We start from the raw sequence: 13,364 nt of genomic DNA, 5'->3' as shown, positions 1-13,364 counted from the left end.
TGACTACTATATAAACTTAGCTACCAAATAAATTTCTGACTAAACGCTCACTTGATCGGCCATCTTGATATTTAAAATGTTTATCTAAGAATGGAATGACTTTTTCTCCTTCATAATCTTCATTGTCCAAGGCGTCCATTAATGCGTCAAATGATTGCACAATTTTACCTGGAACAAATGATTCATATGGTTCATAAAAATCACGCGTCGTAATATAATCTTCTAAATCAAATGCATAGAAAATCATTGGCTTTTTAAATACTGCATATTCATATATTAAAGATGAATAGTCACTAATTAATAAATCTGTTATGAACAGTATATCATTAACTTCTCTAAAGTCAGAAACGTCAACAAAATATTGTTTATGTTTGTCTGCAATATTAAGTCTATTTTTCACAAATGGATGCATTTTAAATAATACAACCGCGTTATTTTTTTCGCAATATCTTGCTAAACGTTCAAAATCAATTTTGAAAAATGGGTAATGTGCTGTACCATGACCACTACCTCTAAATGTTGGTGCGAAAAGAATGACTTTCTTACCTTTAATAATTGGTAATTCATCTTCCATCTCTTGTTTGATCTGTGTCGCATAAGCTTCATCAAATAGTACATCAGTACGTGGAACACCTGTAGGCACTACATTTTTCTCTTTAATACCAAATGCTTCAGCGTAGAATGGAATATCGGTTTCAGATGATACATAAGCTTTTGTATAGCTACGATGATTTAATGAATCAATAAATGGTCCACCCTTTTTACCAGTACGACTAAAGCCAACTGTTTTAAAGGCACCAACGGCATGCCATACTTGAATAACTTCTTGAGAACGTCTAAAACGCACTGTATAAATCAATGGGTGAAAGTCATCAACAAAGATGTAGTCTGCCTTCCCAAGTAAATATGGCAATCTAAACTTGTCGATGATGCCACGTCTATCTGTAATATTCGCTTTAAAAACAGTGTGAATATCATACTTTTTATCTAAATTTTGACGTAACATTTCGTTATAGATGTATTCAAAGTTTCCAGACATCGTTGGTCTAGAGTCTGATGTGAACAACACCGTATTCCCTTTTTTCAAGTGGAAAAATTTCGTCGTATTAAATATCGCTTTAAAAATAAATTGTCTTGTATTAAATGATTGTTTGCGGAAATACTTACGTAATTCTTTATATTTACGAACGATATAAATACTTTTAACTTCCGGAGTCGTTACAACAACATCAAGGACAAATTCATTAACATCGCTAGAAATTTCAGGTGTAACAGTATAAACCGTTTTCTTCGAAATGCCGCCTTTTCTAAATTCTTTTAGGTAAGTCTGCAATAAGAAATTGATTTTACCATTTTGTGTTTCTAATTCGTTGTATTCTTCTTCTTGTTCTGGCTTTAGATTTTGATATGCATCATTAATCACATCTGGGTTTAACTGTGCAATATAATCAAGTTCTTGCTCATTCACTAATAAGTACTTATCTTCAGGTAAGTAATAACCATTATCTAAGATAGCTACATTGAAACGACAAACGAATTGATTCCCATCTATTTTGACATCATTCGCCTTCATTGTACGTGTCTCAGTTAAATTTCTTAATACAAAATTACTATCTTCTAAATCTAGGTTTTCACTATGTCCTTCAACGAATAACTGAACACGTTCCCAATAGATTTTATCTATATATATCTTACTTTTAACCAACGTTAATTCATCCTTTTCTATTTACATAATCCATTTTAATACTGTTTTACCCCAAGATGTAGACAGGTCTGCTTCAAAAGCTTCTGTAAGATCATTAATTGTTGCAATTTCAAATTCTTGACCTTTTAACAACGCTAATTTATCTACAATATCTGGGTATTGAATGTATAAGTCTACAACATCTTGGAAATCTTTTGAACCACTTCGACTACTACCAATCAACGTTAGTCCTTTTTCCAATACTAGACGTGTATTAACTTCTACTGGGAACTCACTTACACCTAACAGTGCAATGCTTCCTTCTGGTGAAATGTAATCGATCATTTGATTTATGGCTGATTGACTACCGCGACCACCCACACACTCAAATGCATGATCAAATGTTAAGCCTTCAGGTATTTTATTAATAAAGAAGACATCATCAACAAATGAGAAGTGACTCAATTTATAATCTGTTTTACCAAAGACATATATTTTAGACTCTGGATATAATTTACGTAATAAAATGGCTGTAATGTAACCTAAGTTACCATCACCCCAAATACCAAATGTATTTTTATTTGAAATAGATTTCTTTTCAAAACGACGAATAGCATGCAAACTTACTGTTACAAGCTCTGTATATGAAATAATACTTAAATCAATATCATCAGGTAGTGGTACAGCTCTATCATGATTTAGCAACACAAAATCTTGCATAAACCCATCATGTCCACTTGATCTGAAGTAGCTCGATTTTAAATAGTTTTCAGCAATGACATCGTCTTTTTCTGTCGGCGTATTCGGTACCATAACTACTTTTGTACCTTTATTAAACACACCTTTACTGTCAAATACGACCTCACCAACACCTTCATGAATTAAAGACATTGGCAATTTCTGAGATAAGACATTCTCATCACGGCTACCAGTATAATATCTTTGATCGGCAGCACAAATTGACATATATAAAGGACGTACAATGACATAGTCACTGTAAATATCTACGTTGTTATACGTAACTTCAAATTGTCTAGGTGCAACTAATTGATATACTTGATTAATCATCGGCAATACCACCTCGAATAATAGCATTCGCTACTTTTAAATCGTAAGGTGTTGTTACTTTAATGTTATATAACTCACCTTTTACAAGTCGAACCGGTTTGTTTGTTTCTACAATAATCTTACAAGCATCAGATAAAATACTCTTTTGCTCATCACTCAACTGTGCATAGCTTTCTTTTAATAAATTAATATTAAACGATTGAGGTGTTTGACCTTGGTACATTTCATTACGCACTGGAATTGCATCAATCGTTTGATTATCTTTAGATGTAACAATCGTATCTATAGCATCAATCACTGTATCTACTGCACCGTACTCTAAAGCAGCTTGAATATTTTCTTTAATAATACGATGCGTTAAAAATGGTCTAACTGCATCATGTGTCACAATGACATCGTCATCGTTAATACCATTTGTTGATTCAATATGTTTAACGATATTCATAATTGTATCGTTACGATCGCTACCACCTTGAATGACTTCAATTCTTTCATCAGAAATTTTGAATTTTCTAAGTGTATCTTTCGTATGCGTCATCCATTGTTGTGGCGTCGCGATAATAATTTTTTCAAAATCATTAATTAAAATAAATTTTTCTAATGTATGGATTAAAATCGGTTTGTTGTCTAAATCTAAAAATTGTTTAGGTAAAGGTACGTTACCCATTCTTGAGCCTATACCTCCAGCTAGAATACCAGCGTATTTCATAAAATACTTCCTCCATTCAACTATATCTATATTTAATTATTTAAATTTCGTTGCATTTTCCAATTGAAAACTCATTTTAAAATCAAAACTCTAAATGTCTGTGTATTACTTAAAATTATACATATTTTGCTTATATTTTAGCATATTTTGTTTAAACCTATATTACATTATATCAGACGTTTTCATACACAAATAATAACATACAAGCAAACATTTCGTTTATTATTTATATCACTTAACTAATTAATTTATAATTTTTTATTGTTTTTAAGTTATCACTTAAAAATCGTTTGGCAAATTCGTTGTGACGCTTGTCCATCTTCTAATGAACAGAATTTTTGATAAAATACCGTTCGTGCTTCAATATACTCATTTGCAGTCTCATCGATTTGTTTTAATGCATCAATGAGTGCTGTTTGATTTTCAACAATTGGACCTGGCAACTCTTTTTTATAATCCATGTAAAAACCTCTAAGCTCATCGCCATATTTATCTAAGTCATATGCATAGAAAATTTGCGGACGCTTTAATACACCGAAGTCGAACATGACAGATGAGTAGTCGGTAACTAACGCATCGCTGATTAAGTATAAATCCGAAATGTCTTCATAATCTGAAACGTCTTTCACAAAATCATCATGTTCATCAATACGTGTCACAACTAAATAATGCATGCGTAATAAAATAACATAATCATCATCCAGCGCTTGACGCAAAGCTTCTATATCAAAGTTAACATTAAATTGATATGAACCTTCTCGAATCGCTTCATCGTCACGCCAAGTTGGCGCGTACATAATCACTTTTTTATCTAATGGAATATTTAATCTTGTCTTAATACCATTAATATATTCAGTATCATTGCGTTTATGTGATAATTTATCATTTCTTGGATAACCTGTTTCCAAAATCTTATCTCGACTAACATGAAATGCATTTTGAAATATCGATGTCGAATATGGATTAGGTGACACTAGATAATCCCACCGTTGGCTTTCTTTTTTAAAGCCATCTTGGTAATTTTGAGTATTTGTTCCTAGCATTTTAACGTTACTAATATCCAAACCAATCTTTTTTAATGGCGTGCCATGCCATGTTTGTAAGTACGTCGTTCGCGGTGATTTATATAACCAATCTGGTGTACGTGTGTTAATCATCCACGCTTTCGCTCTTGGCATCGCTAAAAACCATTTCATTGAAAACTTTGTAACATATGGTACATTGTGCTGTTGGAATATGTGTTCATATCCTTTTTTCACACCCCATATTAATTGGGCATCGCTATGTTCAGTTAAGTATTCATATAATGCTTTGGGGTTGTCGCTGTATTGTTTACCATGAAAGCTTTCAAAATAAATTAGATTCTTGTTTGGCAATTTTGATAGTAATTTAAAAGTCGTATATATACTATGTTCTATCAATTTTTTAATTGTATTTTTAATCATGTCGTACCTCCGACGTGTTTTTGTAATTATATTAATATGTATGAGCAAGCTCATTGTAACCATGCCTATTATAGCATTTCATCATAAAATACATTTAACCATTACACTTGTCGTTAATTATCATACGAAATACATGATTAATGTACCACTTTAACATAACAAAAAATCGTTATCCATTCATAACGTATGTGTTTACACATTTATGAATTAGATAACGATTGGATCGATTATTTTATTTTACAAAATGACAATTCAGTTGGAAGGTGATTGCTTTTGATTGAATCGCCTTATGCATGAAAAATCAAAAGGTTATTCTCATTGTATAGTCCTGCTTCTCATCATGACATGTTGCTCACTTCATTGTCAGAACCCTTCTTGAAAACTATGCCTTATGACTCATTTGCATGGCAAGTAATATATGCCAACATTAGCGTCTAAACAAATCTTTGACTAAACGTTCACTTGAGCGACCATCTTGATATTTAAAATGTTTATCTAAGAATGGCACAACTTTTTCAACCTCATAATCTTCATTGTCCAAAGCATCCATTAATGCATCAAAGGACTGTACAATTTTACCTGGAACAAATGATTCAAATGGTTCATAGAAATCACGCGTCGTAATGTAATCTTCTAAGTCAAATGCATAGAAAATCATCGGCTTTTTAAATACTGCATATTCATATATTAAAGATGAATAATCACTAATCAACAAGTCTGTAACAAAGAGAATATCGTTAACTTCACGATGATCTGACACATCGATAAAGTATTGTCTATGTTCACGTGAAATATTAAGTCTATTTTTTACGAACGGATGCATTTTGAATAACACAACTGCATTATGCTTCTCGCAGTATCTTGCTAAACGTTCAAAATCAATTTTAAAAAATGGATAATGTGCCGTACCGTGACCATTACCTCTAAATGTCGGTGCGAATAGAATAACTTTCTTACCTTTTATAATTGGCAATTCATCTTCCATCTCTTGTTTAATTTGTGTTGCATAAGCTTCATCAAATAGTACATCAGTACGTGGTACACCTGTTGGTACAACATTTTCTTCTCTAATTCCAAATGCTTCAGCATAAAATGGAATATCGGTTTCTGATGAAACATATGCTTTCGTGTAACTACGATGGTTTAATGAATCGATAAACGGACCACCTTTTTTACCTGTACGACTAAAGCCAACTGTTTTAAAGGCACCAACAGCATGCCACACTTGAATAATTTCTTGTGATGGTCTAAAGCGAACCGTATAAATTAATGGATGGAAATCATCAACAAAAATATAATCGGCCTTACCAAGTAAATATGGCAATCTAAACTTGTCTCTCCATTTGCGTCTATCCGTAATATTCTCCTTAAATACCGTTTTAATATCATAATCAAAATCTACTTTTTGGCGTAGTAACTCATCATATACATACTTGAAATTCCCTGATAAATTCGGACGCGAATCTGATGTGAATAATATTGTTTTGCTTCTTTTAATATGTAGTAACTTTGTAATATTAAAAATAGCTTTAAATAAGAAACTTCTACTTTCAAATGAAGCTTTATGACCTTGTTTATGAAGCCAGTGTGCACTTGTCGCAATGACCCCTGATTTCTCTTGAGGTAAGGTGATTTCAATATCAAATACAAATTCGTTAACGTCACTTGCTATTTCCGGAGTAATGGTATAGACCGTATGTTGTGATACGCCACCTTTACGGAAAACTTTAGCATCATACGCTAATAAATAGTTCACTTTTCCATTTTGTGTAGTCAGCTCATTGTATTCTTCAATTTGCTCTTCATTTAATGCCGCATAAGCTTGATCAATAATATTTGGATTAAGTTGTCCAATATACTCTAACTGGTCATGATAAACAAATAAATATTTATCCATTGGTAAATAATACCCATCGTCTAATATTGCGACGTTGAATCTACATATAAATGTATTACCGTCTATTTTCATTTCATTTGCTTCTAATGTTTTTGTTTCGGTTAAATTCCTCAGAACAAATTGTCCTGATGTTAAATCGACACCTTCACTATGTCCTTCAATATATAACTGAACACGTTCCCAGTATATGTTATCAATATGTATTGCTTGTTTCGTTTTTGTCATTGTTATTCCCCCATCGGTTTATTAAATCGTCCATTTCAATACTGTTTTTCCCCAAGATGTCGATAAATCCATTTCAAACGCTTGGACGATATCTTGCATCGTACATACATTAATTTCATGTCCTTTTAATAATGCTAACTTTTCAACTATGTCTGGGTACTTACGATATAAATCAACAACTTGCTCAAAATCTTTAGAGCCGCTTCGACTACTACCAATCAACGTTAATCCTTTTTCAAGTACTAATCGTGTATTCACTTCCACGGGTAATTCACTTACGCCTAACAAAGCAATACTGCCTTCTGGTGAAATATGTTCAACTATTTGTTGAAGTGCAACTTGACTTCCTTTACCTCCAACACATTCAAATGCATGATCAATTTTAAGATCATCTGGTATTTGATTTACTGTAAAGATGTCATCTACAAATGAAAAATGACTTAATTTATAGTCTGTCTTACCAAATACATAAGTTTTAGCTTCTGGGTACAACTTACGTAGCAAAATAGCAGTAATATAACCTAAGTTACCATCACCCCAAATACCAAAGCTGGTTTTCAAAGGTATAGATTTACGTTCAAATCGTTGTATAGCATGATAACTTACTGACACTAACTCTGTGTATGAAATCGTACTCAAATCAATGTCATTAGGCAGCGGAACGATACGATCATGTGCCATCACAACGTAGTCTTGCATAAAACCATCATAACCACTAGATCTAAAATAACTAGAGGCTAAGTAATTCTCCGCAATAATATGATGTTGCTCTGTAGGTGTATTCGGTACCATTACTACTTTCGTACCTTTTTCAAATACCCCTTTACTATCAAATACAACTTCACCAACAGCTTCATGAACTAATGACATTGGTAATTTTTTGCGTAGTACATTTTCATCTCTTCGACCTGTGTAATACCTTTGATCAGCTGCACAAATAGACAAGTATAAAGGTCTTACGATGACATGATTACCATAAATATCAACATTATTATATGTGACGTCGAACTGTCTCGGTGCAACGAGTTGATATACTTGATTAATCATCGGCAATATCACCTTGAATAATGGCATTTGCTACTTTTAAATCATACGGTGTTGTCACTTTAATGTTGTATAGTTCTCCACGTACCAATTTAACTGCATGTCCAGATTCGACAATGATTTTACATGCATCTGATAAGATTTCTTTTTGTTCACTACTTAAGGCGCGATAACTATCTTGTAATAATTTAATATTAAATGATTGTGGTGTTTGGCCTTGATACATTTCATTCCTTACAGGGATACTGTGTATGTTCTGTTTATCTTTAGACATTACAATCGTATCAATTGCTTCAATGACTGTATCTACTGCACCATATTTTGCTGCTACTTCAATGTTCTCTTTAATAATACGTTGAGTTAAAAATGGTCTTACGGCATCATGAGTTACAATCACATCATCATTATTAATTCCATTTACATTGCGAATATGGTCGATAATGTTCATAATTGTTTCATTTCGATCCGTACCACCTGCAACTACTTTGACACGTTGATCTGTAATGTTATATTTTTTTAAAATATCCTGTGTATGGGAAATCCACTGTGCTGGCGTTGCGATAATAATCTCATTAAATTCACTCACTAAAATGAACTTCTCAATTGTATGGATTAAAATCGGTTTATTATCAATATCTAAAAATTGTTTTGGTAATGGCACGTTCCCCATTCTCGAACCAATACCTCCTGCTAAAATACCTGCATAAATCATGTTGTCCTCCATTCTGTCATTACATCATTTCCATTTATACATTACTGACCTATGCCCGCACATAAGCCTAACCTATTGCTCACTTGCCTCTTTTATTAATCCAAAGATAGTTGTCACAATAGTGTGATAATTTTTTATAAAAATGTATTTTTGTAACTGACCATTCTAAGTTGTTTTGCCATGCAGTTAATCATTAACTCTGACGATATTAAATTGTTAAAGGTATTAATGTTTACTCTTTTTCAAATTCATTATTACTGCCATCATTTTACCATATATTATAATAAATTTATCTTATTAAGTGGCTGTACTTGATTTTCACTTTAAAAATTATCAAATATTGCCATCTCATTTTAAGTATACAAAATGCAAAACAACCGATTCACAAGCATATTTCACACAAGTAAACCGGCTATTTATCAACGTATATTCGAAGATGAATTATTTCGATAGTATCTATAGACCAGACGGCATTCGCACTTTCATAGCTATAACTATACCAGCGTTTTCGTCCTCAAAGGTGCATACTAATAAATCGTAAACATGACTTTATCAAATCGTTCTTTCTTGTTAACTAATTTATCAAATGTCTCCGGGCCTTTTTCTAACGGTAAAAAATGAGAAATAATAGGCTTTACATTAATATCTTTCGTCTTCATATAATGTAAGGTTGCCGTCCACTCTTTGCCCGGAAAATTACTGGACAAACAGTTCCAAGAGCCACATACTGTCAACTCGTTACGCAGAATTTTTTCAAAATGAACGCGATCAATCTCAATATCATCATATGGTATTCCGAGTAATACCACCTCGCCACCTTTTTTAGGTAGCGTCAATATTTGACCAATCGTAACTTTAGCACCTGATGATTCTATAGCTAAATCGATTTGATTGGCGTAATGATTTTCGATGAATTTCTCAAGATTTTCTTCTTTTGAATTGATTGTTTGATGTGCGCCCAATGATGTTGCAATATCTAGTTTATGCGCATCTATATCTATAGCGATGATATGTGCAGCACCAAATATTCGTGCCCATTGAATAGCTAACAAACCTATACTGCCACACCCCATTACTGCAACAGTCATACCAGGTTGTATATTCGATTTATAAAACCCATGCGCAACAACGGCTGATGGCTCAACCATTGCTGCTTCAATGTAATCAACATTGTCTGGAACCTTTAAAACATTTTGCGCTGGCAATTTGACATATTCCGCGAACGATCCAGGTTCATATGAGCCAATGACGAATAACTTTTCACATCGTGCATATTCACCTTTTAAACAATACTCGCATTGATAACAAGGTATTGCTGGGCAACCTGTCACTTTGTCGCCCACATTAACATGCGTAACATCACTTCCAATGGCATCTACTACACCTGAAAATTCATGACCAAATGGCATACCTTTAATGTATGGCCCCATTTTTTTGTATCGTGACGTGTCTGAACCACATATGCCAGTCGCTCGTACTTTAATAATAACGTCATTCGCACTTTCAATGACTGGCTTTTCATTATCCTCATACCGTAAATCTTCCACGCCATATAATTTCAATGCTTTCACTTGTAAATCACCTCAAATTTGATTTAATTCACAACTTTTTTCTTTTTAAAAATACCTGTCGCAAAATAACCTGCAATGACAATGGAATTACTTACGAGTAAATGTTCCATATAAAAATCAGTGATTTGTCTTAATGGCCCAAGCATAAAAGTTAGCATTGATTCTACCATATTAATTCTCTCCTTCATTTTCATCTAAATCGAGCGGCTTAAGTAATGCTTTAATACCTTCGCCGGATTTTAAATGTTGATACGCCTCGTCCCATTTCGAAATATCATATATTTTTGTCACCAAAGCTTCAGCATTTACTAAACCATCCGCCATAAGTTGCAATGAAGGTTCCCAATCTGCTGGCTTTTGACTTCTACTACCAACAACTGTTATTTCTTTTTGAATCACTTTTTCCATATCAAATGGAATTTCAGCATCCTTAAAAATACCTATTTGACTGTAGAAACCTTTTTTGCGTAAAATATCCAAACCTTGTCGTGCTGCTGGAACTGCACCTGAACATTCAACAACAACATCTGCACCGTAACCGTCTGTAATTCCATTGATATACGTTTTTAAGTCTGTTTGTTGTAAATTGACTACATAATCCATGTGCAATGCTTCTGCTTTATCTAATCTGACTTTGTCATTGTCCAATCCAGTTACCACAACAGTTGCGCCTTTACTTTTTAACACTTGTGCTACAAGTAATCCGATTGGCCCAGGTCCCATTACAACTGCTACATCGCCTGAATTGACTTGAATCTTAGAAACGCCATGATGTGCACATGCTAATGGTTCTGTCATAGCTGCAGACTGATACGATACTTCGTCTGGAATATGATGCAAACTTTCTTCACGTGCAATGACATAATTAGTAAATGCGCCATCAACTTGTGTTCCAATACCTTTTCGATGGTTGCATAAATTATAGTCTTTTGATTTACAGTATTCACACTCATTACAAACATAGAATGTCGTTTCAGATGTGACACGGTCACCAACTTTAAAATCTTTAACGTCTGCTCCAACTTCAACGATTTCACCAGAAAATTCATGACCTAATGTCACTGGAAAATTAACTTTATAATGACCTTCATAAGTATGAATATCTGTGCCACAAATTCCTGCATAATGTACTTTAATCTTTACTTTATCATCTAGCGGTGTTGCAACTTCTTTATCAAGAAGTTCTAAGTTGCCATGTCCTTCTCTTGTTTTTACTAAAGCTTTCACCACAAACACCTCGATTTTTAATTGAATAGACTAAATAGTTTAAAGATAAGATAGTTAACGATATTACCACCTTGATCAATACTTGAAATTTCAGATGAACCTTTTGGCATTTGTACATTCGTACCTTTCGCCATATCTGTGAAAATGGGTGCTACGTCTGTTGCAATATATAGTGAAATTGCAATCATAATCGTACCCACAATGACAGAATGAATAATGTTTCCTCTTGCTGCACCAACAATAAACGCGACAACAAATGGTATCGTTGCTAAGTCACCAAAAGGTAGTACTTGGTTTCCTGGTAAAATAACGGCTAATAAAACAGTGATAGGTACTAAAATTAATGCTGTCGAAATAACTGCTGGATGACCTAATGCTACAGCCGCATCCAATCCAATATAAATTTCACGTTCGCCAAAACGTTTATTTAGCCATGTTCTTGCAGACTCTGAAACTGGCATTAAACCTTCCATTAAGATTTTTACCATTCTAGGCATTAATACCATTACTGCAGCCATTGACATTCCTAAATTAATGATGTCTCCAGGTTTGTAACCTGCTAACACACCAATACCTAAACCTAAAATTAAGCCGACAAATATAGACTCTCCAAATGCGCCAAAACGTTTTTGAATTGTTTCAGGATCAGCATCTAACTTATTCAGACCGGGTACTTTTTGTAACAATTTAACTAAGTAAATACCTGGTGCATAAGAAATTGTACTTCCTGTAGCAATCGATACACCTGGTAAATCAAAGAACTCACTCATCATCGGTGCTGTCCAATCTGCTACTTTCAAACAGATAATTTGGAAAATAACTGCTGCTAATAACGCTTGCCAAATACTGCCTGATACGGCATAAACCATTGCTGCTGTAAACGTATAATGCCAAAAATTCCAAATATCTACATTCATCGTCTTTGTCACTTTAGTTACTAGCAATACAACGTTAACTATGATTCCGAGTGGAATAATAAATGCTGCGACAGATGATGCCCAAGCGATAGATGATGTTGCTGGCCAACCTACATCAATCACATTCAGACTGACGCCTAAATTTTTAACCATCGCTTGTGCTGCTGGCCCTAAATTTTTAACTAATAAATCGATGACTAAGAAAATCCCTACAAAAGCCACACCTATTGTTAAACCAGACCTAAATGCCGCTCCAATTTTCTGCCTAAAGAATAGGCCAAGCAAGAATATGACAACCGGTAAAATAACAGTTGCACCTAAATCTAAAAATCCCCTTACAAAATCAGTGAAGTAACTCATATTTAAACCCTCCCTGTTATATATGCATTGTCACGATACTTTCCGATTGTGATTACATTTGACGTTACAGTCATTTCAACGACAACCCTTGCTAAATTCGACTGCAGTCCTTTTGAATTACAGTCACTGCGTTTCTATGTCATCAACAATCATTTGTCGTGATAGTCATTTATATGCAATTTGCATATATTAATATGTTATCGACCCACGTTACATATCAATTCCGTTATTTTTGTAACTCTGTTAAGATTTGTTGTTTTGTTTCTTCAATACCAATACCAGTTAAGAAATTACGTGCGTTGATAACTGGGAATTTATATTCTTTTTTTGTCATTGCAGTTGTAACTAATAAATCTGCAGTGTCTTCATAAGGTCCAACTTCTGTAATTTTGATTTGTTTAATATCTACTTTAATATTGTGTTCCTTTGCCATTTCTTCAATTGCATTATTTACTACTGTTGACGTTGCAATACCTGCACCACACGCTACTAATACTTGTTTCAT

12 protein-coding genes are annotated in these 13,364 nt (G+C 33.6%); all 12 read right to left on the bottom strand.

The features are described from left to right. Window positions 1-16: 16 nt before the first annotated feature. Window positions 17-1,705 (bottom strand): teichoic acid ribitol-phosphate polymerase TarL, encoded by a 1,689-nt coding sequence (gene tarL / locus AA076_RS01065; RefSeq protein ID WP_000240920.1) that lies wholly within the window; start codon window positions 1,703-1,705, stop codon window positions 17-19. 21 nt (window positions 1,706-1,726) lie between these two features. Next, complete coding sequence (locus tag AA076_RS01060) at window positions 1,727-2,752, bottom strand: ribitol-5-phosphate dehydrogenase (RefSeq protein WP_000610203.1); 1,026 nt, start codon at window positions 2,750-2,752, stop codon at window positions 1,727-1,729. Next, window positions 2,745-3,461, bottom strand: coding sequence for a D-ribitol-5-phosphate cytidylyltransferase (locus AA076_RS01055; RefSeq protein WP_000872486.1), 717 nt, complete (start codon window positions 3,459-3,461; stop codon window positions 2,745-2,747). Before AA076_RS01055 ends, AA076_RS01060 begins: the two co-directional genes overlap by 8 nt. Before the next feature lie 275 nt (window positions 3,462-3,736). Continuing rightward, the gene (gene tarF, locus AA076_RS01050) at window positions 3,737-4,906 is read right to left on the bottom strand and encodes a teichoic acid glycerol-phosphate transferase TarF (protein WP_000594815.1); all 1,170 of its coding nucleotides are present in this window, start codon (window positions 4,904-4,906) and stop codon (window positions 3,737-3,739) included. Between the two features lie 427 nt (window positions 4,907-5,333). Beyond that, a complete protein-coding gene (gene tarK, locus AA076_RS01045) occupies window positions 5,334-7,028 on the bottom strand; it encodes a teichoic acid ribitol-phosphate polymerase TarK (protein ID WP_000167985.1) in 1,695 nt (564 codons plus the stop codon). Window positions 7,029-7,049: 21 nt separating this feature from the next. After that, window positions 7,050-8,075 (bottom strand): alcohol dehydrogenase catalytic domain-containing protein, encoded by a 1,026-nt coding sequence (locus AA076_RS01040; RefSeq protein WP_000610189.1) that lies wholly within the window; start codon window positions 8,073-8,075, stop codon window positions 7,050-7,052. Beyond that, window positions 8,068-8,784, bottom strand: coding sequence for a 2-C-methyl-D-erythritol 4-phosphate cytidylyltransferase (locus tag AA076_RS01035; protein ID WP_000638475.1), 717 nt, complete (start codon window positions 8,782-8,784; stop codon window positions 8,068-8,070). Before AA076_RS01035 ends, AA076_RS01040 begins: the two co-directional genes overlap by 8 nt. 527 nt (window positions 8,785-9,311) lie before the next feature. Continuing rightward, window positions 9,312-10,355 carry a galactitol-1-phosphate 5-dehydrogenase gene (locus AA076_RS01030; protein ID WP_000645604.1) on the bottom strand — a complete coding sequence of 348 codons (1,044 nt, stop codon included), beginning with the start codon at window positions 10,353-10,355 and terminating at the stop codon, window positions 9,312-9,314. Between the two features lie 23 nt (window positions 10,356-10,378). After that, window positions 10,379-10,525, bottom strand: a complete 147-nt coding sequence (locus AA076_RS14280) for a hypothetical protein (protein WP_000230358.1) — start codon at window positions 10,523-10,525, stop codon at window positions 10,379-10,381. A gap of 1 nt (window position 10,526) precedes the next feature. After that, window positions 10,527-11,582 (bottom strand): zinc-binding dehydrogenase, encoded by a 1,056-nt coding sequence (locus AA076_RS01020; protein WP_000646203.1) that lies wholly within the window; start codon window positions 11,580-11,582, stop codon window positions 10,527-10,529. Between the two features lie 17 nt (window positions 11,583-11,599). Further along, the gene (locus AA076_RS01015; protein WP_000120104.1) at window positions 11,600-12,859 is read right to left on the bottom strand and encodes a PTS galactitol transporter subunit IIC; all 1,260 of its coding nucleotides are present in this window, start codon (window positions 12,857-12,859) and stop codon (window positions 11,600-11,602) included. 226 nt (window positions 12,860-13,085) lie between these two features. After that, on the bottom strand, window positions 13,086-13,364 hold the full coding sequence (locus AA076_RS01010; protein WP_000815795.1) for a PTS sugar transporter subunit IIB: 279 nt from the start codon (window positions 13,362-13,364) through the stop codon (window positions 13,086-13,088).

Origin of the sequence: Staphylococcus aureus (genome assembly GCF_001027105.1) — a bacterium.
GTDB lineage: Bacteria > Bacillota > Bacilli > Staphylococcales > Staphylococcaceae > Staphylococcus > Staphylococcus aureus.
The sequence above is the reverse complement of the archived record's forward strand: the minus strand, read 5'-3'. Positions and strand labels throughout refer to the sequence as shown.

Bases quoted from the DNA above. Each gene is read 5' to 3' on its own strand.
- AA076_RS01060 (WP_000610203.1), bottom strand. From the start codon at position 2,752: ATGATTAATCAAGTATATCAATTAGTTGCACCTAGACAATTTGAAGTT.
- AA076_RS01055 (WP_000872486.1), bottom strand. From the start codon at position 3,461: ATGAAATACGCTGGTATTCTAGCTGGAGGTATAGGCTCAAGAATGGGT.
- tarF (WP_000594815.1), bottom strand. From the start codon at position 4,906: ATGATTAAAAATACAATTAAAAAATTGATAGAACATAGTATATATACG.
- tarK (WP_000167985.1), bottom strand. From the start codon at position 7,028: ATGACAAAAACGAAACAAGCAATACATATTGATAACATATACTGGGAA.
- AA076_RS01040 (WP_000610189.1), bottom strand. From the start codon at position 8,075: ATGATTAATCAAGTATATCAACTCGTTGCACCGAGACAGTTCGACGTC.
- AA076_RS01035 (WP_000638475.1), bottom strand. From the start codon at position 8,784: ATGATTTATGCAGGTATTTTAGCAGGAGGTATTGGTTCGAGAATGGGG.
- AA076_RS14280 (WP_000230358.1), bottom strand. From the start codon at position 10,525: ATGGTAGAATCAATGCTAACTTTTATGCTTGGGCCATTAAGACAAATC.
- AA076_RS01015 (WP_000120104.1), bottom strand. From the start codon at position 12,859: ATGAGTTACTTCACTGATTTTGTAAGGGGATTTTTAGATTTAGGTGCA.
- AA076_RS01010 (WP_000815795.1), bottom strand. From the start codon at position 13,364: ATGAAACAAGTATTAGTAGCGTGTGGTGCAGGTATTGCAACGTCAACA.